The sequence below is a fragment of the Brevibacterium aurantiacum genome (assembly GCF_003932995.1).
Lineage (GTDB): Bacteria > Actinomycetota > Actinomycetes > Actinomycetales > Brevibacteriaceae > Brevibacterium > Brevibacterium aurantiacum.
Map to the genome: position 1 here is coordinate 898777 of NZ_CP025333.1, position 22908 is coordinate 921684.

Sequence of the window (22908 nt, forward strand, 5' to 3'; positions counted from 1 at the left end):
GGAGACACCACACCCATGACGACGACCGACCCCTACACCTACTTCGCGCCCACCGGCGGGCACCCGCCGCAGACGGACCTTCTGACTGACCGCGCGATCGTCACCGAGGCGTACACCGTGATCCCGCGCGGCGTCATGCGCGACATCGTGACCTCGAATCTGCCCGAATGGACGGGGACCAGGTCGTGGGTGCTGAGCAAGCCGGTGGCCGGGGGAGCGGTGACGTTCTCCCAGACCATCCTCGAGGTCGCTCCCGGCGGCGGCTCGGAGAAGCCAGAACCGCAGGCCGGGGTCGAGGGGTTCATCTTCCTCATGGCGGGAACGCTCGAGATCACCCACGAGGGCCAGGCCCACACCCTGACCGCCGGCGGCTACGGATTCCTGCCTGCCGGTTCGACGTGGAGCGTGAAGTCCACCGGCGCCGAGGCGGCACGTTTCCATTGGGTGCGCAAGCGCTACCAGCCCGTGGCCGGGCTGACCCCGGAGGCCAAGTTCGGTCAGGAAGCTGACGTCGAGCCCGCCTCGATGCCGGGCACCGACAACCGGTGGCGCACGACGCGTCCCCTGGATCCGGACAACCTGGCCTACGACATGCACGTGAACATCGTGACCTTCGAACCCGGTGCCGTGATCCCCTTCGCCGAGACCCATGAGATGGAGCATGGTCTCTACGTGCTCGAAGGCAAGGCCGTCTACCGTCTCAACGGCGACTGGGTGGAGGTGCAGGAAGGTGACTTCATCTCGATGCGCGCCTTCTGCCCGCAGGCCTGCTACGCCGGCGGACCGGGCCGCTTCCGCTACCTGCTCTACAAGGACGTCAACCGCCAGGTCGAGCTGTGAGGCACTGACTCACTCATAGACGCTGACACACGAAGAACGGCGGACCGCAGGGTCCGCCGTTCTTTCTGTATCCAGCTGTTGTCAGCTACCAGTCGTCAGCCGATCAGATCAGCTTGAGGGTGCGAGCCGTGTACTCGGAGAGCTCCTTGAGCAGTGTCTCGTCATCGGCGAGGCTGCGGCCCAGCGAGGGAACCATGTCCTTGATCGCAGGCTCCCAGCTGCTGTACTGGCGGGGGAAGCAGGTCTTGAGCAGGTTGAGCATGATCGACACTGCCGTCGATGCACCGGGGGAGGCGCCGAGGAGAGTAGCGATCGAGCCGTCGGCCGAGGAGATGAGCTCGGTGCCGAAGCTGAGCACTCCGCCCTTCTTGGGATCCTTCTTCATCACCTGCACGCGCTGACCGGCCTGGATGAACTCCCAGTCGCTGGGGTCGATGTTCGGGATGAACTCGTGCATCGACTCGAAGCGGGCCTTCTTCGACGAGGCCAGCTCGGAGACGAGGTAGGTGACGAGGTCGGTGTTGTCCTTGGCCACGTTGAGCATTGTGGGCAGGTTGTTTCCGCGCACCGAGAAGGGCAGATCGGTGAAGCGTCCGCCCTTGAGGAACTTCGGAGAGAAGCCGGCGTAAGGGCCGAAGAGCAGGTAATCCTTGCCGTCGACGACACGGGTGTCGAGGTGAGGCACCGACATGGCAGGAGCACCGAAGGAAGCCTGGCCGTAGACCTTGGCCTGGTGACGGGCGACGAGATCGGGGTTCGAGGTCCGCAGGAAGATGCCGGAGACGGGGAATCCGCCGTAGCCGCGGCCCTCGGGGATGCCCGACTTCTGCAGCAGCGGCAGAGCACCGCCGCCAGCGCCGTTGAAGACGAACTTCGCATTGATCTTATGGGTCTCGTGGGAGAGCAGGTCCTTGACGGTGACGACCCAGCCGTCGGAGGAGCGTTCCAGGTCGGTGACCTGGTGGCTGGTGCGGATCGTGGCACCCTTGTCGCCGACGTAGTTGAGCAGCTGGTGCGAGAGCGAACCGAAGTCGACGTCCGTGCCGATCTTCGTGCGCGAGATGCCGTTGACCTGACCGGGTCCGCGGCCTTCGAACATCAGCGGCAGCCACTCGGCCTGGGTGGCCGGGTCGTCGGTGTACTCCATCTCGGAGAAGAGCGGATTGCGCACCATCTGCTCGTAGCGGTTCTTGATGTAGTCGCGTCCCTTCTCACCACGGCCGTAGCTGATGTGAGGGACCTGGTTGATGAAGGACTTCGGCTCTGCCAGGACGCCGTTGTCGACGAGGTGCGACCAGTACTGGCGGGAGTGATGGAACTGCTCGTTGATCTGCGAGGCCTTCGCGAGATCGACGTGGCCGTTCTCGTCCTCAGGAGTGTAGTTGAGTTCGCACAGGGCGGCGTGGCCGGTGCCTGCGTTGTTCCAGGGATCGGAGCTCTCCTCGGCGACATAGTCGAGCTTCTCGTAGACCCGGATATCCCATTCGGGCTGAAGTTCGGTCAGCATGGCACCAAGAGTGGAGCTCATGATGCCGCCGCCGATCAAGACAACGTCAACCTTTTCCTGCGTTGAGGGCATTTCGACTCTCATCCTTCGTCACTGACTACATGTATTCGACTCACAGACTACTCTTCGCCACACGCGAACCAGTAACCCGCCCCTGCGTACAGGAGTCCCGTGCGAGCAACCTCACAGCCGGTGATCGTCCGCAGTCACACGCATTTTCCGACCATTCGGACGTTTAGCGCGTGGACGCCTTGTGTCGCCCGCCACAGGATGTGCAAATATGGGCACATGTCGAATCGCTTCCTGCTTCGTGATGCCCTGGCCGAATTCCCGCCGTATGTGCCGGGCAAACCCCCGACCACCACACCGGGTCTGAAACCGTACAAACTGTCCTCGAACGAGAACCACCTGGCACCGCTGCCGGTCGTCCTCAAGTCGATCACCGACCCCGGGCAGGTGCCCGCGAACTATCCCGATCCGAAGTCGACGAAGCTGGTCGCCGATATTGCGGCCCACCTCGACGTCGATGCCTCCGAGATCGTGCCCGGTGCCGGGGCCTCGGAGATCCTCTCCGCGCTGACGAACATCACCCTCGAAGCAGGCACCTCGGTGGTCTACCCCTGGCCCTCCTTCGAGATGTACCCGATCCTCGCCTCGGCGCGCGGTGCCGAGAAGCGCCCCGTGCCGCTGCTCGAAGACGGCCGGCACGACTTCCCGGGCCTCGTCGCCGCCATCGACGAAACGACCCGCCTCATCCTGCTCTGCTCGCCCAACAATCCGACCGGCCTGTCGATCTCGACGGCCGAGCTCGACGGCTTCATGGCCGAGGTCCCTGCCGAGGTCATCGTCGTCCTCGACGAGGCGTACTTCGAGTTCGCCACCGACGCCGAGGTGGTCGATGGGATGGCCGCCTACCGGAAGTTCCCGAATCTGGTGTTGGCACGCACCTTCTCCAAGGCCCATGGCCTGGCTGGCCTGCGGGTGGGCTTCGGCGTCGCCGATCCGACGATCGCGACCGCACTGCGCCAGGTCATCGCACCCTTCAGCGTCACCTCGACGGCTCAGGTCGCGGCCGTAGAATCACTGTCGCGCAACGACGAGGTCCTCGTCCGGGCCAAGGACGTCGCGGCCACTCGTGACCAGTTCGCACAGGATCTGCGGAATGCGGGACTCACCGTCACCGACTCGCAGGGCAACTATGTGTGGGTCAGCCTGCCCGACGATGACGCACAAGACTTCGAAGCTGCCTGCGCAGCCCAGGCCGTGGCCGTGCGGAAGCTCAGCGGCGGGGTGCGCATCAGCATCGGACCCGATGAAGCTCTCGACCGGGTGCGCGAAGTGGCCACGAAGTTCGCAGCCTCGCGGACCGCATGAGTGTGACAGCCGAGATTCCGACCCAGGACCTGGAGGCTCGGCTGAGCCCCGGCGCGCTGGTCACCGACAGGGACGTCATCGACAGCTACGCCTCCGACAAGGCCCTGTTCTGCCCGGCGGGCCAGGCCCTGGCCCTGGTGCGGGCACGCACGGTCGATGACGTCGTGGCAGTGATGTCCTTCGCCACGCAGCACCACATCCCCGTCGTCACCCAGGGCGCACGGACCGGCCTGTCCGGTGCCGCGAACGCCGTCGACGGCGGCCTCCTGCTCAATGTCGCAGCGATGGATCAGGTCCTCGAGATCGACGAGGTGAATCAGACCTGCCGCGTCCAGCCCGGCGTCATCAACCAAGACCTGAAGACGGCGCTGGCCGAACACGGACTGGCCTACCCGCCCGATCCAGGGTCGGTGGCGATCTCGACGATCGGCGGCAATGTCGCCACGAACGCCGGTGGCATGTGCTGCGTGAAGTACGGCGTGACCAAGGACTATGTGCGGGCCATGACCGTGGTGCTCGCCGACGGAACCGTGACGAAGCTGGGCCGTCCGACTGCCAAGGGTGTCGCCGGTCTCGACCTGGCGGCCCTGTTCGTCGGGTCCGAAGGCACCTTGGGCACCATCGTCGAGGTGACTCTGGCCCTGAAACCGGCACTGACGCAGCCGATCACCGCAGTGGGAATCTTCCCCGACACCGCATCGGCCGGACGCACCGTCACCGAGTACATGGGGTCGGGGGCGAATCCGTCGATGCTGGAGTTCATCGACGGTCCCAGCGTGGCGATGATCAATGCCTACGGCGACTTCGGTCTGCCGGACGATGTCGGTGCACTGCTGCTCGTGCAGTCCGATGCCAAGGGCGCCGGGGCGATGGAGGAGCTCGAAGCCTTCCGCCGGGTCGCGGAGTCCAACGGCGGCTCCGAGGTCTTCGTCTCCGACGATCCTGCCGATTCGCAGATGCTCGTCGCAGCCCGCCGAGCGGTGGCCCCGGCGATGGAGAAGTACGCCCACACTCGTGGTGGGGGAGAGCTCGTCGATGATGTGTGCGTGCCGCGCTCCGCTCTCGGGGAGTTCTTCGAACGCCTGGCGCTCATCGATGCCCGCTTCGACGTCGAGGTCGCCACGGCCGGTCACGCCGGTGACGGAAACATGCATCCTTCGGTGGTCTTCGACGCCGGGGACGAGGCTCAGGTCAGCCAAGCGCAGGAGGCGTTCGCTGCGATCATGCAGCTGGGCCTCGATCTGGGTGGGACGATCACGGGGGAACACGGTGTCGGATTCCTCAAGCGCGAGTGGCTCGGACGCGAACTCGATGCCGGAGCCAGGCTGATGCACACCCAGATCAAGAACGCCCTTGACCCGCTGGGGATCCTCAATCCGGGGAAAATGTTCGGCGTGTGACGCTTCGTGACCGCTGATGACTTCGTCACGGTGTGGCGGCAGGAGTTCGCACTAGGGTTCTGAGCACCTAGGAAAGGACTCAGCAATGACGCTTCGCCAACTCCCCATCCTCGACCTCAGCCTGTCTGAGGATCCCGCGACCGCCGAGACGTTTCGAGCAGACCTGCGCAGAATCACGCATGAGATCGGATTCTTCTACCTCGTCGGCCACGGTGTCCCCAACGAGGACTTCAGCGCAATCATCGAAACAGCACAGAAGTTCTTCGCTCTCCCCGAGGATGAGAAGCTGGCGATAGAGAACATCAACTCCCCGCATTTCCGCGGTTATACGCGCACGGGTGGCGAACGCACACGCGGCCGCGTCGACTGGCGTGAGCAGATCGACATCGGGCCCGAACGCGAACCGGTGACGGAACCTGAACACGACTATGACAATCTCACCGGCCCCAATCAGTATCCGCAGTCATTGCCGCAGCTGCGGGAGGTCACTGACGCCTGGCACGCCCAGCTCACGGAGGTCGGCAATAGGCTGCTGGCTCAATGGGCGCTGAGCCTGGGCCAGGAGGCCGATCACTTCTTCGCTGCCTTCGACCGCGACCCGGAATCATTCATCAAGATCGTCCGCTATCCGGCAGCCGAGAACGAGGACGTGACCCAAGGGGTGGGCGAACATCGTGACGGCGGTACTCTCACTCTGCTCTACCCGCAGCCGGGCACCACTGGCCTGCAGGTGCTGACAGATGACGGCTATATCGATGCGGATCCGATCGACAATGCCTTCATCGTCAATATCGGCAAGCTCCTCGAGGTCGCGACGAACGGGTATCTTAAGGCGACGGTCCATCGGGTGCTGCCGACCAAACCAGGCGAAGACCGGATCTCGATACCCTTCTTCTACAACCCTGCTCTGAGCAGTCATCTGCCGCCGGTTGAACTCCCGCCGGAGCTTGCCGCCGAGGCGCGTGGAGTTTCTGTCGATGAACTCGACGCGCTGCACGCGGTCTATGGGCAGAATGCGTTCATGTCGCGTCTGCGCTCACACCCGAACGTCGCTGAGAAATACTACGCGCAGCACATCGCGAACTGAGATGCTCAGAGCTGCGGCACCGAGTCGGCGAGACCGGCGATGTCGGCCGGTGTCGTCCGGCAGCAGCCGCCGATGATGCGAACACCGGCCGACACCCACGGTGCCAGGGTCGACGGGCTCGTGTCGAAGGCAGAGTCCTCGCGCCATTCCATCGTGGCCGCATCGTAGGTCTCACCCGAATTCGGGTAAGCGATGAGCGGGAGGTCCGTGGCGCTCGCCAAGGCCGCCAGCGCGGGGGCCACGAGTGACGGCCGGACGCAGTTGACGCCGACGGCGCGGATCATTCTCGAGTCAGCAACCGCCTCGGCGAGGTCGCTCAAGGGTGTCCGGTCGGCCATGTGAGAACCATCGGCGAGGTCCCCCTGGTCAGCCAGGGTCACGCTCAGCCACGCGGGAATCCCGTACTCATCGGCCAGGCCTGCGAGCACTGTGATCTCCGGCAACGAAGGCTGTGTCTCGATGGCCAGCAGGTCGGCACCGGCGTTGACCAGAGCCTCGATTCGGGGACGGTGGAAGGCGGCGAACTCCTCGTCGCTGAGGTGATAGTCGCCGGTGTACTCGGCGCCGTTGCCCAATGCCGCGCCGTAGGGTCCGACGGACCCGGCGACGAGGGCATCACCGGCCCCAGCCGCGATCTCGACGCTACGTGCGATGAGACGCAGACCCTCCTCGGCGGGGATCGATGCCCGCTCGAACCCCAAGGGGGTCGCCTGGTAGCTGGCGGTCGTGACGATCTGGGCACCGGCGCGGATGAAGTCGGCGTGCACCTCGGCGAGGGTTTCGGGGGAGTCCCGGAGCAGAGCCGCCGACCACAGCTCGTGGCTCAGATCGATGCCGCGGGACTCGAGCGCGGTACCCAGGCCGCCGTCGATGACGAGAGGGTCGCCCGAGCGCACAGCAGCCTGGAGCAGGTGGATGAAGGTCTGACTCATGCTCCCAGTTAAACTGGTCGCGTGACCCGAATCGAATCCTCCGCAGAATCTGAGACAGCGCCCATCAACGACCGCTCCCGGTTCGGGTTCGAGGTCGGCACCCGCCTCGACCAGGGGGGTCGCACCGGCGTCATCCACACCCCGCACGGGGACATCGCAACGCCCGCGTTCATCCCGGTCGGCACGAAGGCCACGGTCAAGGCCGTACGCCCCGACGAGGTGGCCGAACTCGGCGGCCAGGCGGTGCTCGCCAACGCCTACCACCTCTACCTGCAGCCCGGCTCTGACCTCATCGACGAGGCCGGAGGACTGGGCAAGTTCATGAACTGGCCCGGCCCAACGTTTACGGACTCCGGCGGATTCCAGGTGATGAGCTTGGGCTCGGGGTTCAAAAAGGTCATCTCGATGGAGTCGACCGGCGAACAGAACGATGATCTCGTTGCCGTCGGCAAGGAACGCATGTCGAACGTCGACGACGACGGGGTGACCTTCAAGTCCCACCTGGACGGGACCATGCATCGTTTCACCCCCGAGGTCTCCATGCGGGTCCAGCACGAACTCGGCGCGGACATCATGTTCGCCTTCGACGAGCTGACGACCCTGGTCAACACGCGCGGCTACCAGGTCGAGTCGCTCGAACGCACCCGGCAGTGGGCTCTTCGCTGCATCGAGGAGCACCAGCGCCAGACCGCCGCCCGCACCCACCGGCCCTACCAGGCACTCTTCGGCGTGCTCCAGGGTGCACAGTACGAGGACCTGCGGCGCAAGGCAGCACGCGATCTGGGTGGGATGGACTTCGACGGCTTCGGCATTGGCGGCGCCCTGGAGAAGGAGAACCTCGGCACCATCATCCGCTGGGTGTGCGAGGAGCTGCCGGAGAACAAGCCCCGCCACCTGCTGGGCATCTCGGAACCCGATGACCTGTTCGAGGCGATCAAGACCGGTGCGGACACCTTCGACTGCGTCTCGCCCTCACGAGTGGCCCGCAACGCCGCGATCTACACCCGCGACGGCCGCTATAACCTGACCGGGGCGAAGTACCGCAGGGACTTCGGGCCGCTGGATCCCGACTGTGCCTGCTACACGTGCCAGAACTACTCGCGGGCCTACCTGCGGCACCTGTACAAGGCCAAGGAGATGCTCTTCTCCACCCTGTGCACCGTCCACAACGAGTACTTCGTCGTCAACCTCGTCGCCGAGATCCGACAGTCGATGATCGACGGTCGCTTCGCCGAACTCGAAGCCGAGGTGCTGGGCCGCTACTACGCCAAGAAGGCCTGAGCGCGGCTAGGCGGTCGTGCTGCCGTCGGGCAGCTCGTAGCTGGGTTCGTGCTTCTTCACGAGCTTGATCACCCGATAGGTCACGGGCATGAGGATGACTTCGACGGCGACCTTGTAGACGAAGCCGAAGACGATGTAGTTGATGAAATCGAGTCCGGGGATGACCCCGGCGAAGGCGATGACGCAGAACAGCAGAGTGTCGACGAACTCTCCGACCCCGGTAGAGGTGAGCAGGCGGACCCACAGCTTCTGTTCGCCCATGCGCTTCTTCACAGCCACGAGCACATACGAGTTCAGCAGCTGGCCGAAGAAGTAGCCGACTAAGGACGCGGCGACGATGCGCGGGTAGAAGCCGAGGACGGCGGCGAAGGCGTCCTGGTTCTCATAGCCGGGTCCCGGGGGTGAGATGAGGACGAGCCAGAACACGAGAGTCGCCAGGATCTGGAGTCCGAAACCGGTGATGACGGCCTTGCGGGCGGCTTTGAAACCGTAGACCTCGCTGATCACATCGCCGAGGATGTAGGCGATGGGAAACAGGAATGCACCGCCGTCGGTGACGATGGGTCCGAAGCCGATGACCTTCGTCGCGGAGATGTTGGAGATGATGAGCACCGCAGAGAACACGGCCAGAATCACCGCATAGTAGCGTCCTCGGGAGGAGGCGAAGGCCGCCAATCTGCCCGCAGCGCTCAGCGCCTCCGGGCCTCCAGTGCTCGGCTCGTCCGAGCCCTCAGGCTTCGGCACCTTCTTCGACAACAGTGATTTCCTTCCCTCCGGTGATCGCCAGCAGCTGCTCATACGTCAGCGGCATCATCGAGTTCGGTGTGCCGGCCGCAGCCCAGAGAACAGGATAGTCCTTCAGCGCCACGTCGACATACGTGGGGATCGGCTGCGGATGCCCGCATGGGGCGACCCCGCCGATGACCTGCCCCGTCGCGGTGCGCACCAGATCCTTATCGGCCCGATCGAGGGAGCTCAGCCCGATGAGTCCGGCCACGAAGTCCGTGTCCACGCGGTGGCGACCGGAGGTCATGATGAGCACCGGTTCGCCCTCAGCGGAGAAGATCAGGCTGTTCGCAATCGCTCCGACCTCCACGCCGACCTTCTCCGCCGCCGAGGCTGCGGTAGGGGTGGCATCGGTGAAGAGTCTGATCTGTGGTTCGATTCCATTGGCTTCGAGGACCTGGGAGACCGCCGCATGGTTGCGGTGCCCCTTCGGCTCGGCGGCATCGACCTCGGTGGGCTCTTCGGCCGGTTCCTCGGCGGGCGCCGATTCTTCCACCGGCTCGGCCAGTCCGCGCCTGCGCAGCAGGGGTGCGACATCGGGGCGGGTGCCGAAGAAGCGTTCGATCGCACTCATCGGGTCGATCGAGTAGCCGGGGGCCAGGATGGCCTCACGGAAGGCATCGCCGGCTTCCCGGTTGAGTCCGCCCTGGGCCTCGAACCATTCGCTGACCCAGGCTGCGATGACCTCCGAGTAGAGGTAGGAGTAGTAACCGGCGGCATAGCCGGAGGCGAAGATGTGGCCGAAGTACGTGGTGCGGTAGCGGGGCGGAACCAGGTCGGTGAACCCGGCTGCGGCGAGTACCTCGGATTCGAAGGACAGGACGTCGGTGATGTGCTCACCGGCCTCCAGCGAATGCCAGGAGAGGTCGAGCATGGCCGCGGCCAGATACTCGGTCGTGTCGAAGCCTTGGCCGAACTTCTCACTGTCGATGAGAGCGGTGACCAGGGATTCGGGCATCGGCTCGCCCGTCTCCACGTGCTTGGCGTAGTGGGGGAGGACCTGCGGGTGGAAGCGCCACATCTCATTGAGCTGGGACGGGAATTCCACGTAGTCGCGAGGCACAGCTGTCCCGGCTGTCGACGGGTAGGTCGAGTTCGCGAACAGGCCGTGAAGGACGTGGCCGAATTCGTGGAAGAGGGTGTTGAGCTCGGTGGGGTTGAGCAGCGTCGGTCGACCTTCGCCCGGCTTGGCCAGATTGAGCGAGAGTGTGACCACGGGCAGGTGCCCGGTCAGCCGTGAACTTGTCACCAGCTCACCCATCCATGCGCCGCCGCGCTTCGTGTCCCGGGAGTAGGGGTCGAGGAGGATGAGTCCCAGGGTGCGTTCATTGGCGTCGGTGACCTCGAAGGTCCGCACATCCTCGTGCCAGGCGGAGACAGTCTCGCGTGGGGCGAAGGTGACTCCGTAGAGACCCGTGGCCGCGCGGAAGACGCCTTCATTGAGGACGGTGTCGAACTCGAAGTACTTGGCGACCTCATCGGCGTCGATGTCGAATTTCTCGGCCCGGTACTGCGCCAGACGATGCTTGACGTCCTCGGGTGCGACATCAGTGAGGCCGTAATGGTCCTTGACCTGTGCCAGCTCCTCGGCCAACTGTGCATTGGCCGGCGCGATGAGCGAGGACACGATGTCTGCGGCCGCATCCGGGCCACCGGCGGTCTGATTGTCGATGGCAAACGACGAATAGGACGGGTATCCCAGCAGCTTCGCCTGCAGTGCTCGCAGCGCCGTGGTGTCGGCGACCTGAGTCCGGGTGTCGCCCTCACCGCCGCGGGCACCGCGGGAGGTCGAATTGTCCAAGACTTGTTTGCGGGTCGCAGCCGATTCCAGGGATTCGAGGACAAGCTGCTGGGTGAAGTTGTTCAGCGGCAGCAGGTACCCGTCGGTGCCTCGCTCGGCGGCCCGATTGGCCGCGGCCGCGACCTGGTCCTCGCTGAGTCCGGCCAGCTGCGCCTTATCGTCGAGATGGACGGCAAGCTCCCTGGTGTCCTTCTGCAGGGCACGGGAGAAGGAGGTTCCTAGGGTCGTGAGCTCGGCCGCGATGGTGGACATCTGGTCGCGCTCTTCCGCACCGAGGCGGGCTCCGGCACGCACGAACTCCTCGACGGTGAGCTCCTGCTGACGCTTGTCCTCGGGGTTGAGATCGGTCGATGGTACCTGTTCGATGCGGTGGAAGAGATCGACGTCGAGGAAGATCCGGGTCCGTGCCGCGGACAGACGATCCCACACCTCGGCGACGGCATCGGCGAATTCGGGACGGAGATGATTCGACTCCACGGCGCTCACCACGGCCGAGATGCGGGCCATGGGAATGGTCGCGGATTCGAAGCGCACGGTTGTCGACACGAACGTCGGCTCGTTCTCATCACCGATGATGTCTTCGACCTCGGATCGCGCGAAGTCGGTGGCCGCCCTGACCGCAGTGATCAGTGATGCCGGAGTGACCGCGGAGAAATCGGGCAGTGAGAATTCGCCCTGTGGGTCGAGGAAGGCCTCCCAGACATCGATGCTGTTCGGATCGGAGCTCATCGTCGACGTACCACTTTCTACACGGTTGAAGGATTGTGCCAGGTCTCGCCCTCGATCCTAACGCGTGAACACGCTGAAGCGCATGGTCGCTGGTTACACTTGTCACCATGGGCAAAGGGCAGGGAAAATCGCTGACTCTCAACAGCGCATTCCGGGTCGGCTTCACCGGAACGCTCGGTGTGGGACTCGCCTTCGGGCTGATCACGGCCCTGCAGTCCGTGGCGACCGTCATCATCTACATCGGTCTGGCCCTGTTCCTCGCGCTCGGACTCGAACCGATCGTGCTGTGGCTGGTCGAGCGCAGGCTGCCCCGGTCCCTGTCGGTCGTCCTCGTCGTTCTGGCCTTCCTCGCCATCGTCGCGGGTGCTGTGCTGCTCATCGCCCCTGCCGTCATCAGCCAGATCCAGCAGTTCATCGGTGATCTTCCGGACATCGTCGCGAGCCTGGCGGCCACAGGGTGGGTCGCCGACCTCGAACAGAGATTCACCGGAGCGGTCGATCTCGACAAGATCTTCGCCAACCTCGGCGAGTGGGCATCCGACCCGAAGAACGTGGTGTCGCTGGGCGGCGGGGTCGTGTCCATCGGAGCCGGCATTATCAGCTTCCTCGCCGGCGTCGTCATCGTCGTCATCCTCACCATCTACTTCGCCGTGACGATGCCGACGATCAAGTCGGCCATGCTCTCCCTCGTCGCTGCGAGCTCCCGACCGACCGTCGAATCCGTCACCGAGGAAGTCACCCGATCCATCGGACGCTACGTTCTGGGTCAGGTGTCCTTGGGCATCGTCAACGGCGTGTGCTCGGCGATCTTCCTCACCATCATCGGTGCCCCGCTGCCGGCGCTGTTGGCGTTCATCGCGTTCCTCGCCTCACTCATCCCACTCGTCGGCCCGATCACCGGTGCGATCATCATCACCGGATCCTGCCTCATGGTCTCTCCGGGGCTGGGGATCGCCGTCGGCATCTACTACCTCGTGTACATGCAGGTGGAGGCGTACCTGCTCAGCCCCCGCATCATGAAGACCGCGGTCAATGTGCCCGGTGCGCTCGTCATCATCGCGGCCATCGCCGGCGGCACCCTGGGCGGAGTCCTCGGGGCCGTGGTCGCTGTGCCCGTGGCCGCCTCGGGAATGATCATCATCCGCAAAGTCGTCGTGCCTGCGCAGGACGAGAGGTAGCTGCTAGTCCTGGTCGTCGGTGCTGTTGCGGCGGTTGCGGACGATGAGTCCGATGATGTACCTGACCAGGTAGTAGGTCACGAAGTAGGCGACGGCGGCGACGACGACGGCCGCCAGCAGATCTCCGTTGCCCATCGCGGGCAGGCCGAGGAACACCGCGACCGTGAATGCCGCGAGAAACGGGATCAGGCGCAGGACCGGGCTGTCGACTTCACTCATGTTCGTCAGCGTACCAAGACCGTCGACCAGCGCCGAGGTGGCTGTGACCGTTCCGGACGGTCGTTAGGATGGGTGGGATGACACAGACACGATGGAGTGCAGTCCGAGATGACCAGGTGCCCGAGGATGTGGACCGTCTTCTGCTGACCGTCCCCGAGTGGTTCGGCAGACCGGAATCCAACGCTGAGTTCGTCGATGATGCACGGACCATGGAGACGTGGACGGTGCGAGACGATGCTGGAGAGGTCGTCGGCGTCACCTTGGTGTCGTGGCATTTCGACCACTCCGCCGAGGTGCATTTCACGGTCGTCGACAGATCCGTGCATGGAACGGGAGTCGGCACGGCGATGATGCGTGCGGTCGCAAGTGATGTGAGGGCACGGGGAGCGGCACTGTTGCAGGTCAAGACCCTGGGAGCCTCGAGCCCCGATCCCAACTACGACCGGACTCGACACTTCTATCAGAAGATGGGATTTCTCCCGCTCGAGGAGACCGACCTCTGGGATGAGCAGACGCCCTGCCTGATCATGGTCATGCCGCTGGTCTGAAGCCTCGTCGTACCCACTGGGAGGAAACGACAGCACAGCTTGGGTTCATCTGCTGAGACGTGACTGTAGTATGGGAATCGACATGGTATGTGACACACATCACAGATCGGATGATTCGTCATGGCTCTCCAGCAGAAACCCACACTAGTCTCAAAGATCTTCGCCGAATTCCTCGGCACCTTCGTCCTCGTCTTCGGCGGTTGCGGCGCGGCCGTATTCGCCGCGAAGGTCGTCGGTGATGACGGCCTCAACATGGGCATCGGATTCCTCGGTGTCGCACTGGCCTTCGGCCTCACCGTCGTCGTCATGGCCTACGCCGTCGGACATGTCTCCGGCGGACACTTCAATCCAGCAGTGACACTGGGCTGCGTGCTTGCGGGCAGGACCCCAGTGAAAGACGCCGTGCCCTACTGGATCACGCAGTTGGTCGCCGGCATCGTCGCCGGTGGAGTCGTGCTCCTCATCGCCTCGGGCAACCCGGACTATTCGCTAGCGAAGGATGGGCTGGCGACGAACGGCTATGGAGAATTCTCCCCGAACGGATTCTCCTTGCTCAGCGTGCTCATCGCCGAGTTCGTCCTCACCGCCATCTTCCTCTACGTGATCCTCGGGGCGACCGATGACAGGTCCCCGGTCGGAATGGCCCCTCTGGCGATCGGTCTCTCACTCACGCTCATCCACCTCGTCGCCATCCCGGTGTCCAACACCTCCGTCAACCCGGCCCGCTCCTTCGGGGTTGCGGTGTTCGCCGGTGGAGACGCGCTCGGTCAGGTGTGGGTGTTCTTCCTCGCACCGCTCGCTGGTGCCGCCGTGGCCGGACTCACCTATAACCTGCTGTTCCCGAAGGCTGCCGAAGTTCCCATCACCGAGGGCGGATGACACTGCCACCCTGGCCTGCGGAGGCTCCGGCTCATGGGCAGGTTCTGCTGCGGGCGGTGGAGGCGCGAGACGCAGCGATGGCGCAATCCCTGTCGACCGATCCTTATGTGCCGCAGACGGGTTCACTGCCGGGAGGCGCCACTGTGCAGGAGGCCTTGGCTTGGGTGGGGCGACAGCAGAAACGGCATGCTGAAGGGGCGGGATTCTCGTTCACCATTGCGCGCCGGTCAGATGATGTCGCAATCGGCCATTGTGGTCTCTGGCTGAAGGATCTCGACGAGGGGCGAGCGAGTGCTGGTTATGCGGTTGCACCCTCCGAGCGTGGGCGCGGCTATGCAGCCGAGGCGCTCGCGGCCCTGACGGAGTTCGCATGGACGGTACCCGACCTGCGCCGCGTTGAACTCTTTATCGAACCCTGGAATGACGGATCGATTCGCACCGCCGAACGCGCCGGTTATGTTCGTGAAGAGAGCCTCCAGGACAGACATCGCAAGGTCGGCGGTGAGCGGCGGGACATGGTCCTGTTTGCTTCGGTGCGGCCTGGGCACTTCACGGGGTGACGAACGATGGCCGACGTGCTCGATATGGACTACCCCTTCACCGGCAGATGGCTGGTCCAGAACAGTCCTGCCAATCGGGTGCCGAGCCACGGCACGAGACTCTTCGCGACCTCATATGCAATCGACTTCGTGCCGGTCGATGATTCGGGACGCTCGGCTCCGTTCACTTTCGGTTCTTTGCTGCGCCCGGAACCGCCGGAAAATTTCGTCGGCTTCGGCCGTTCGGTGCTCTCTCCGGTCGCTGGAACTGTCGTGGCGTCTCATGACACCGAGCGTGACCATCTCTCGTACCGCGGGATGTCGTCGATTGGGTACACGCTCACACAGAAGCGTCGGGCCGAGGCAGGTTGGCTTGCGCTCGCCGGCAACCACGTCATGATCCGGTGCGATGGTGGCGTGGTCGTGCTCTGCCACCTCCAGCGTCGGAGCACACGGGTTCGGGTGGGACAGCACGTTGAGATCGGCGAAGAAATCGGGCTGTGCGGAAACTCCGGCAACAGCACCGAACCGCATGTGCATGTCCAAGCGATCGACAGTGTCGACATTGATAATGCGGCTGCCGTGCCAATAACCTTCAACGGCGCGATGCCTTCCAACAGGGGAATCGTTACGGTATGAGTGCTGACCGTGCGGAATTGGTTTGGAGCTTCGCCAGATCGCTGGTGATCAAAGCGGTGATCGCCGAGGTGTGGGAGCACGTGGCTGACCCGGCTCGACTGAGCAGGTGGTGGTGTCCACCTCCGACGGTGCAGATCGATTTCGAACCACGAGTCGGCAGCCCCTACGAGGAGCGCTACGAAGACGACTCCTACGAGTATGTGCTCACCGGTGGGATCACTGCCGTCGATGAAATGCGCGGCCTCGTGATCCGTCGTCGGACGAACGGACGCTTCGGCCCAACCGACCGCGTTGCGATCACTCTGGAGCCTCATGGCAGGGACACGAAGGTGACTATCACGCACACCTTCGAGGACATTCCCATCGACCGCCGAGGCGAGGCACGCGACTTCTTCTCTGACGGGTGGGACTTCAGCCTGGAACTCCTGCGGCGAAACGTTCTCGACAGCCGCTGAACTTTGGGTCGAGCACCGCGGCGAACCCATGACACCTATTGTCCCCTCGCACTCTGAGACCTATGGTGAGAGGACACGGACACATCCGCTTCGCGCAGTCGACCACGAACATGCGCAGCACGCGAAACAGTGCGTGCGAGGCGAGCGGATGGACTCACACGAAGGAGTGTCATGGCAGTCTACTCAGCACCCGGTACCGAAGGTTCCCTCGTCACGTTCAAGCCACGCTACGAGAACTACATCGGAGGAGAGTGGGTGCCGCCGAAGAACGGCAACTACTTCGACAACATCACTCCCGTCACAGGTCAGGCCTTCACCGAGATTCCCAGCTCCACCGCCGAAGATATCGAAACCGCCCTCGACGCGGCCTGGGCAGCAGCACCGGCCTGGGGAAAGACCTCGGTGACCGAGCGCTCGAACATCCTGCTCAAGATCGCTGATCGCATGGAGGCCAATCTTGAGATGATCGCGGTCGCCGAGACCTGGGACAACGGCAAGGGCATCCGCGAACCACTGGCCGCCGACATTCCACTGGCCATCGACCACTTCCGCTATTTCGCCTCGGCGATACGGGCTCAGGAAGGCGGACTCTCCCAGATCGACGACGATACGGTCGCCTATCACTTCCACGAGCCGCTCGGCGTCGTCGGACAGATCATTCCGTGGAACTTCCCCATTCTCATGGCCACGTGGAAGCTGGCACCGGCACTGGCGGCAGGCAACTGCGTCGTCCTCAAACCCGCCGAGCAGACCCCGGCATCGATCCTCATCCTCGCCGAACTCGTCGGCGATCTGCTGCCAGCCGGTGTGCTCAACATCGTCAACGGCTTCGGAGTCGAAGCGGGCAAGCCCCTGGCCTCGAACAAGCGGATCAAGAAGATCGCCTTCACCGGCGAGACGACGACCGGCCGACTCATCATGCAGTACGCCTCGCAGAACATCATCCCGGTCACCCTGGAACTCGGCGGCAAGTCACCGAACATCTTCTTCGAAGACGTCCTCGCCGCCGACGACAGCTACCGCGACAAGGCGCTCGAAGGCTTCGCGATGTTCGCACTCAATCAGGGTGAGGTCTGCACCTGTCCGTCTCGCGCTCTCGTCCAGGAGTCGATCTTCGATGACTTCGTCGCGTCCGGTGTCGAGCGTGTGCGAGCGATCAAGCAGGGCAATCCACTCGACACCGATACCCAGGTCGGCGCGCAGGCCTCGAATGATCAGTACGAGAAGATCATGTCCTACCTGCAGATCGGCAAGGACGAAGGCGCCGAGGTGCTCATCGGCGGCGACAAGGCCGAACTCGAGGGCGACCTCTCCGGAGGCTTCTACGTCCAGCCCACCATCTTCAAGGGCTCGAACAATATGCGGATCTTCCAGGAGGAGATCTTCGGCCCCGTCGTCGCCCTGACCTCGTTCAAGGACTACGACGACGCCATCACCACGGCCAATGACACGCTCTACGGACTCGGCGCCGGCGTCTGGGCCCGGACCGGCAACACCGCCTACCGGGCAGGCCGAGACATCCAGGCCGGTCGCGTCTGGGTCAACAATTACCACGCCTATCCGGCACACGCTGCCTTCGGCGGATACAAGTCATCGGGAATCGGCCGAGAGAACCACCTGATGATGCTCGACCACTACCAGCAGACGAAGAACCTGCTGGTCAGCTACTCGGAGAACGCGAAAGGATTTTTCTGATGAGTGAATCTACACAGACCGCGGCGCTGGAATCAGCGCCGACCATCGACGGGGAGGAGAAGTCGAGGGTGGCCATGACACAGGCCGCTGTCGACCTCCTCGGCGATCTGGTCGCCAAGCACGGCCAACTGATGTTCCACCAGTCGGGTGGCTGCTGCGACGGGTCCTCGCCGATGTGCTTCCCCGAAGGCGACTTCCTGACCTCGGAGGCCGACGTTCTCCTCGGCCACTTCGAACTGCCCGTCGATGACGCAGAGAAGGCGGGCCTCGACTTCTGGATGTCGGTCGAGCAGTTCGAGTACTGGAAGCACACCCATCTCACGATCGATGTGGTTCCTGGACGTGGCAGCGGCTTCAGCGTCGAGTCCCCGACAGGCAACCGCTTCATCATCCGGTCCACCCTCATGGACGTCGGCTGAGATACCGCTAACCCTCGCCGAGGTGGCGCTTCGGTGCCGCACGGACGTGGGCTCTCTCGCCCTGCTTGCCGACGAGGCTGAGGAACTCGACGGGCCCTGCACTGGTGGCGCCGAACCAGTGCGGGGTGCGGGTGTCGAACTCGGCTGCCTCGCCGGGTTCCATGATGAGATCGTGCTCGCCGAGGACGAGGCGAAGGCTGCCGTTGAGGACGAAGACCCAGTCGTAGCCCTCATGGCTGCGCAGCTCTGGCGTGGCCTCATCCGAGCCTGTCGGCAGCACGAATTTATAGGCCTGGATGCCCCCTGCCCGACGGGTCAGCGGCAGGATCGTCCGGCCGTCGCGAGTGGGCAGGGGCCGCAGATTGATGCGCGGATCCCCGGTCGGGGGCGCGTCGACGAGTTCGTCGAGAGTGGCCCCGAATGCTCGTGCCAAGGGCAGGAGCTGTTCGAGGCTGGGACGGCGGTGCCCGGCCTCGAGGCGCGAGAGCGTGCTGATCGAGATGCCGGTCTCTTCGGACAGGTCGGTGAGAGTGATGTCGCGGCGCTGCCGTAGCTGCTTCAGCCGTGGCCCGACGGCGTCGAGTGTGCGGTCCATGAGTTCATCCATGCCCCTCATTTTGCCATTCGGCAAACCTGTTTGCAATACCGCGAATGGGTTGTCACCATCGAAGTATCGGAGCGCCGCAGCGGCGACTCCACATACTTTGAGAGGACCAGGACATGGCAGAGAAGCAGAGCGCGATTCGAGACGTCGTGATCGTCGGAGCCGGTGCGGCCGGACTCAGCGCTGGCCTGACCCTGGCCCGCGCACGCCGGAGGGTGACAGTCATCGATGCCGGCCACCCGCGCAATGCTCCGGCCGACGGAGTCCATGGGCTCCTCGGACTCGAAGGCATCAGCCCCGCAGAGCTGTTGACCCGAGGCCGAGACGAAGTGCAGAGCTACGGCGGCGAGATCATCGACGGCCAGGTCACCGAAATCAGCGGCGAAGTCGACAGGTTCACAATCACCGTGGACAACGGCGAAGAGATCGTCGGCAGACGGCTGCTCATGGCGACCGGCCTCGTCGACGAACTGCCCGAGATCCCGGGCGTGCGCGAACAGTGGGGTCGTGGCGTCCTTCACTGCCCCTACTGCCACGGATGGGAGGTCCGCGACAGTCGCATCGGCATCCTCGCCACCAGTCCGATGGCCATCCACAAGGCCTTTCTGTTCAAGCAGTGGAGCCCTCATGTGATGCTCTTCTCCGGAGACCAACAGCTGAGCGAGGAAGATCAGGTCAAACTTCGCGCGCTCGACATCCCAGTCATCGACGGGGACATCGACAGCCTGGAGATCACCGATGACACGCTCACGGGTGTGCGTCTGGGTGATGGACAGGTCATTGCCGTGGATGCTGCAGTCGTCGCTACGCCGATGGTTGCCCGCACCGAACTCTTCGCAGGGATCGGGCTCGAGCCCACGGCCCGTCCTGCTGGGGCTTTCATCGAAACCGAAGCCTTCGGGCAGACCGCGGTCCCCGGCGTCTGGGTGGCCGGCAATGCTACCGACATCGGAGCGCAGGTCAGTGGTGCGGCAGCGGCCGGTGCGCTCGCCGCACAGCACCTCAACACCGACCTCATCTTCACCGACCTCGATCGCGCAGTGGCGCAGCACGAGACCGAGCAGGCACAGGAGGCAAGCTGATGACACACTCATTCGACAAGACCTACTGGGATCAGACCTGGACCGGTGAACGCGCCCCAGCGATGAGCTCAGGCGATCCGAACCCTCACCTGATCAAGGAGGTCAGCGGACTCGAATCCGGAACCGCACTCGACGCCGGCTGCGGTGCCGGAGCAGAGGCCATCTGGCTGGCAGCTCAGGGCTGGGATGTCACCGGAGCCGACGTTGCGTATGCAGCACTTGACCACGCGAAGGACCGCGCTGCGGTCGCCGGAGTCAGTGACCGGGTGCGCTGGATCCAGGCCGATCTCTCCAGCTGGGCGCCGGAGACGCAGTACGACCTGGTCACCACCCACTACGCGCATCCGGCAATGCCTCAGCTGGACTTCTACGGGCGCATCGCGGATTGGGTGGCACCCGGGGGAACACTCCTCATCGTCGGCCACCTCCACCACGGCCATGGCGACTCTCACGGCGATTCTCACCCGCCGGCAGTAGCCTCAGCGACTGCCGACTCGATCACTGAGCGTCTCGATCGAGTCGTCTGGACCGTCGTCACCGCCGAGGAATCCCGGGTGCGAGCACCTCGGGTTCGCCGAGGGAGAGCATGAGGCGGTTGGCCCAGTTGAAGAAGGCTGCGCAGTTGAGTACGTCGATGATGTCGCCATCGTCGAGGCCGGCCTCGCGCAGTGCATTGACATGCGCAGGACCGAACGCCTGCGGGGTCAGCGTGAGAGCCGCGGAAGCGTCGACGACAGCGTCCCAGACAGCATCGCCGAGGTTCGACGGCGTTTCCACACCCGTGTCGAGCAGCGTCTGCACCAGGTCCCGGCGACCCGACTCCTCCGTGGCCCGGTCCGAGTGGATCGAGGCGCAGAACAGGCACCCGTTGAGACGTGAGGCCACGGTCGCGGCCAGCTCACGTTCGGCCCGGCCGAGCCCGTCGGTGGTGTTGAAGAAGATGTCGAGGTCGGTCAGTGTTCGTGCTCGCAGGGCAGCCGGATCCCTGGCCAGGAGCCGGAAGTAGGGGTTCTTCGCCCGCCCCGCCTCGATGAGTGCCTCGCGCTGGACATCGGTCAGGTCCGCCTCGGCGACGGGGGAGATCCAGGGCACCCAGCCCAGCCCGGACTGCTGGAACAGCTCCGGACGGGTGAGCCCGGGATAGGTGCTGACGCGCTCGCCGACCCGGGCCAGAGCCTCGCTGCCCTTCGACGAAGCGGCAGAGTCCCTCGCAGAGGTGGCCTCGCCGTCACCGTCGCCCGCTTCGGGCGGTTCGTCCGAGACCGGGGGCAGGGTCGTCGCCGGTGCGTGGACCAGGGCAGTGAGTCCGGTGCTGATGCGGATCTGGAAGTTGAGGAATGACACGAGCTGCGCGAGCGTGACGATCGAGTCTTCGTCCCAGCCGGCGTCGAGGAGCAGCGCCATGTGTTCGGGACGTGAGTCGCGGGGATGCAGAACTAGGAGATGGGCGAATTCGAGGCCGGCGGCCAGCTGTGCGCCCAGCACCTCGCTCGACTTCTTCTCCACACTCAGCCAGGGTCCCGGGACGTTCTCGGCCGCCAGGGCAGCCGATTCGAAGGTTCCGTAGGGGCCGCGCACGGTCGAACGGGAGTCGAGTTCGAGCAGCACCTCATCGAGGAGTTCGGCGATCTCCCAGGAGGCGACCTCGTCTTCGTCACGGAGGAGGTCACGGTAGAACTCCTCGGCCGCGGGCGCGCCGAGGAGGCCGGCCGTGAATGCGGCGACGGCATAGCGGTCACGGTGGGAGAACCCACCGGTCTCAGCTGGTTCGAGCAGCGCTTCGAAGCTGAGCTGGGCGTTGTCCTTGGCCTGTGCACGGTGATCGCGCAGCTTGTCGAGGGGGTCCTGTGCGGCGATTCCGGCGAGGGTGTTGATGATGTCGGTCATGTCAGGCCGCCTGTTCCGTCGTGAGCGTCAGTCCCAGGGCCGGGGCCACCTCGGTGGCCAGGAGTTCGATGGACCGCAGCGTCGTCTCATTCGTCGCCGGCACCGAGTGTACCTGGAAGCTGACGTCGGTGGCCCGGTTCAGCACACGGTCTGTCGCCAGGCGTTCGATGACCTGCTCGGGGGTGCCGAGGTAGGTGTCGGTGGCGATGAGCAGCTCGTCCAGGCTCAGCCCCGAGGTGTCATAGCCGACGAGGCGATCTGCCTCGGCCCGCAGCGCCGGTTCGGTCCGGGCGCGGAGTTCGGGCAGCGCTGCGGCATCGGCGACGACGGCCGTGCGCGATGCCAGGATTCGGGGCTCCACACCGGAGGGAAGGTTCGCCAGGTAGGTGTCGATGACCGGCAGCTGCACCTCGTCGAGGGTTGCTTCGGGCTTGTCCTGGGAGCGGGGTTGGGTGCGCGAGAGCATGAGGCCATCACCGGCGGCACCGGCAGCTCCGGATCCGCCGGAGGAGAAGGTGGCCTGCCAGAGGCGCTCGGAGAGCCGGGTCGGTTCCGGATAGAGCGCATGCCCGGTCTCCAGGGACTGACCTGCCAGCAGAGTCTTCAGTGCCGCGAGGTTGTCGGCGAAGACCTCACGTCGTTGATCGAAGCTGGTGCCGAAGGCGGGGAAGGACTTCGGGTTTCCGCCCGAACCGAGCCCGATCTCCAGGCGTCCCCCGGAGAGCACGTCGGTGACCGCAGCGTCTTCGGCCACACGCACGCCGTTCTCCATGGGCAGGGTGATGATCGCCGTGCCCAAGCGGATCCGCGAGGTCTGGGCTGCCGCATGGGCGAGGAACACGAGTGGGGAGGGCAGGCCGCCCTCGGTCGCAGAGAAGTGGTGCTGGGCCACCCACGCGGAGTCGAAGCCGTGGGCCTCGGCCGCCTGGATCTGTTCGAGTGCGAACCGGTAGCGCTGAGCTGCCGGGGCGTCCTCGAGCAGGCGGGTGAAGAATCCGAGCCGGGGACCGGTGGAACTGTTCGTCAT

Annotated in this window: 23 protein-coding genes; 15 read left to right on the forward strand and 8 right to left on the reverse strand. The window is 64.6% G+C overall.

Going from position 1 to position 22908, the window contains the following annotated elements:
* The first annotated feature begins 15 nt into the window (after positions 1-15).
* Positions 16-840, forward strand: coding sequence for a bifunctional allantoicase/(S)-ureidoglycine aminohydrolase (locus CXR25_RS04055; RefSeq protein ID WP_125240435.1), 825 nt, complete (start codon positions 16-18; stop codon positions 838-840).
* Positions 841-943: 103 nt separating this feature from the next.
* On the opposite strand, the gene CXR25_RS04060 is transcribed toward CXR25_RS04055, so the two are convergent.
* Complete coding sequence (locus CXR25_RS04060; protein WP_096168439.1) at positions 944-2419, reverse strand: malate:quinone oxidoreductase; 1476 nt, start codon at positions 2417-2419, stop codon at positions 944-946.
* 216 nt (positions 2420-2635) lie between these two features.
* Between CXR25_RS04060 and CXR25_RS04065 the strand changes: the two genes are divergently transcribed.
* From CXR25_RS04065 to CXR25_RS04075, 3 genes are all read left to right on the forward strand, one after another.
* The gene (locus CXR25_RS04065; protein WP_096168438.1) at positions 2636-3721 is read left to right on the forward strand and encodes an aminotransferase class I/II-fold pyridoxal phosphate-dependent enzyme; all 1086 of its coding nucleotides are present in this window, start codon (positions 2636-2638) and stop codon (positions 3719-3721) included.
* A complete protein-coding gene (locus CXR25_RS04070; RefSeq protein WP_069599595.1) occupies positions 3718-5121 on the forward strand; it encodes an FAD-binding oxidoreductase in 1404 nt (467 codons plus the stop codon). Before CXR25_RS04065 ends, CXR25_RS04070 begins: the two co-directional genes overlap by 4 nt.
* 85 nt (positions 5122-5206) lie before the next feature.
* On the forward strand, positions 5207-6208 hold the full coding sequence (locus CXR25_RS04075) for an isopenicillin N synthase family dioxygenase (RefSeq protein WP_009883229.1): 1002 nt from the start codon (positions 5207-5209) through the stop codon (positions 6206-6208).
* A gap of 5 nt (positions 6209-6213) precedes the next feature.
* Here CXR25_RS04075 and mmuM read toward each other — a convergent pair whose 3' ends face one another.
* Positions 6214-7140 carry a homocysteine S-methyltransferase gene (mmuM, locus tag CXR25_RS04080; RefSeq protein ID WP_069599597.1) on the reverse strand — a complete coding sequence of 309 codons (927 nt, stop codon included), beginning with the start codon at positions 7138-7140 and terminating at the stop codon, positions 6214-6216.
* Between the two features lie 21 nt (positions 7141-7161).
* Between mmuM and tgt the strand changes: the two genes are divergently transcribed.
* Entirely contained in the window at positions 7162-8421 is a 1260-nt protein-coding gene (gene tgt, locus CXR25_RS04085; RefSeq protein ID WP_180957291.1) for a tRNA guanosine(34) transglycosylase Tgt, read from the forward strand.
* A 6-nt stretch (positions 8422-8427) separates the two neighbouring features.
* On the opposite strand, the gene CXR25_RS04090 is transcribed toward tgt, so the two are convergent.
* Complete coding sequence (locus CXR25_RS04090) at positions 8428-9177, reverse strand: queuosine precursor transporter (RefSeq protein ID WP_009883226.1); 750 nt, start codon at positions 9175-9177, stop codon at positions 8428-8430.
* Positions 9152-11737, reverse strand: a complete 2586-nt coding sequence (locus CXR25_RS04095; protein ID WP_009883225.1) for a M3 family metallopeptidase — start codon at positions 11735-11737, stop codon at positions 9152-9154. Before CXR25_RS04095 ends, CXR25_RS04090 begins: the two co-directional genes overlap by 26 nt.
* A gap of 107 nt (positions 11738-11844) precedes the next feature.
* On the opposite strand from CXR25_RS04095, the gene CXR25_RS04100 reads away from it, so the two are divergent.
* Complete coding sequence (locus CXR25_RS04100; RefSeq protein WP_092103486.1) at positions 11845-12915, forward strand: AI-2E family transporter; 1071 nt, start codon at positions 11845-11847, stop codon at positions 12913-12915.
* Between the two features lie 3 nt (positions 12916-12918).
* Here CXR25_RS04100 and CXR25_RS04105 read toward each other — a convergent pair whose 3' ends face one another.
* On the reverse strand, positions 12919-13134 hold the full coding sequence (locus tag CXR25_RS04105; protein ID WP_125240436.1) for a hypothetical protein: 216 nt from the start codon (positions 13132-13134) through the stop codon (positions 12919-12921).
* Positions 13135-13211: 77 nt separating this feature from the next.
* Here CXR25_RS04105 and CXR25_RS04110 point away from each other — a divergent pair, with 77 nt between their 5' ends.
* The 7 genes from CXR25_RS04110 (at position 13212) to CXR25_RS04140 (ending at position 18308) form a co-directional block, all read left to right on the forward strand.
* A complete protein-coding gene (locus CXR25_RS04110) occupies positions 13212-13682 on the forward strand; it encodes a GNAT family N-acetyltransferase (protein WP_101598180.1) in 471 nt (156 codons plus the stop codon).
* Between the two features lie 120 nt (positions 13683-13802).
* The gene (gene aqpZ / locus CXR25_RS04115) at positions 13803-14561 is read left to right on the forward strand and encodes an aquaporin Z (protein WP_009883220.1); all 759 of its coding nucleotides are present in this window, start codon (positions 13803-13805) and stop codon (positions 14559-14561) included.
* Positions 14558-15121: a GNAT family N-acetyltransferase gene (locus CXR25_RS04120; protein WP_009883219.1), complete on the forward strand. Its 564-nt coding sequence runs from the start codon at positions 14558-14560 to the stop codon at positions 15119-15121. Before aqpZ ends, CXR25_RS04120 begins: the two co-directional genes overlap by 4 nt.
* A 6-nt stretch (positions 15122-15127) precedes the next feature.
* Positions 15128-15739: a M23 family metallopeptidase gene (locus CXR25_RS04125; protein ID WP_009883218.1), complete on the forward strand. Its 612-nt coding sequence runs from the start codon at positions 15128-15130 to the stop codon at positions 15737-15739.
* Positions 15736-16194 carry an SRPBCC family protein gene (locus CXR25_RS04130; protein WP_009883217.1) on the forward strand — a complete coding sequence of 153 codons (459 nt, stop codon included), beginning with the start codon at positions 15736-15738 and terminating at the stop codon, positions 16192-16194. The genes CXR25_RS04125 and CXR25_RS04130 overlap by 4 nt, the downstream gene beginning before the upstream one ends.
* Positions 16195-16365: 171 nt before the next feature.
* Positions 16366-17889 (forward strand): acetaldehyde dehydrogenase ExaC, encoded by a 1524-nt coding sequence (exaC, locus tag CXR25_RS04135; protein ID WP_125240437.1) that lies wholly within the window; start codon positions 16366-16368, stop codon positions 17887-17889.
* Positions 17889-18308 carry a DUF779 domain-containing protein gene (locus CXR25_RS04140; RefSeq protein WP_009883215.1) on the forward strand — a complete coding sequence of 140 codons (420 nt, stop codon included), beginning with the start codon at positions 17889-17891 and terminating at the stop codon, positions 18306-18308. The genes exaC and CXR25_RS04140 overlap by 1 nt, the downstream gene beginning before the upstream one ends.
* A 7-nt stretch (positions 18309-18315) precedes the next feature.
* Here CXR25_RS04140 and CXR25_RS04145 read toward each other — a convergent pair whose 3' ends face one another.
* The gene (locus CXR25_RS04145; RefSeq protein WP_096146582.1) at positions 18316-18915 is read right to left on the reverse strand and encodes a helix-turn-helix domain-containing protein; all 600 of its coding nucleotides are present in this window, start codon (positions 18913-18915) and stop codon (positions 18316-18318) included.
* Between the two features lie 113 nt (positions 18916-19028).
* Here CXR25_RS04145 and CXR25_RS04150 point away from each other — a divergent pair, with 113 nt between their 5' ends.
* Together CXR25_RS04150 and CXR25_RS04155 are read left to right on the forward strand one after the other, a co-directional pair.
* A complete protein-coding gene (locus CXR25_RS04150) occupies positions 19029-19994 on the forward strand; it encodes an NAD(P)/FAD-dependent oxidoreductase (protein WP_069599605.1) in 966 nt (321 codons plus the stop codon).
* The gene (locus CXR25_RS04155) at positions 19994-20584 is read left to right on the forward strand and encodes an SAM-dependent methyltransferase (RefSeq protein WP_125240438.1); all 591 of its coding nucleotides are present in this window, start codon (positions 19994-19996) and stop codon (positions 20582-20584) included. The genes CXR25_RS04150 and CXR25_RS04155 overlap by 1 nt, the downstream gene beginning before the upstream one ends.
* Here the strand turns inward: CXR25_RS04155 and CXR25_RS04160 are convergent.
* Together CXR25_RS04160 and CXR25_RS04165 are read right to left on the reverse strand one after the other, a co-directional pair.
* Positions 20529-21881 carry an alkylhydroperoxidase domain protein gene (locus CXR25_RS04160; RefSeq protein WP_125240439.1) on the reverse strand — a complete coding sequence of 451 codons (1353 nt, stop codon included), beginning with the start codon at positions 21879-21881 and terminating at the stop codon, positions 20529-20531. The genes CXR25_RS04155 and CXR25_RS04160 overlap by 56 nt on opposite strands.
* Position 21882: 1 nt before the next feature.
* Entirely contained in the window at positions 21883-22908 is a 1026-nt protein-coding gene (locus tag CXR25_RS04165; protein WP_009883210.1) for a putative FMN-dependent luciferase-like monooxygenase, read from the reverse strand.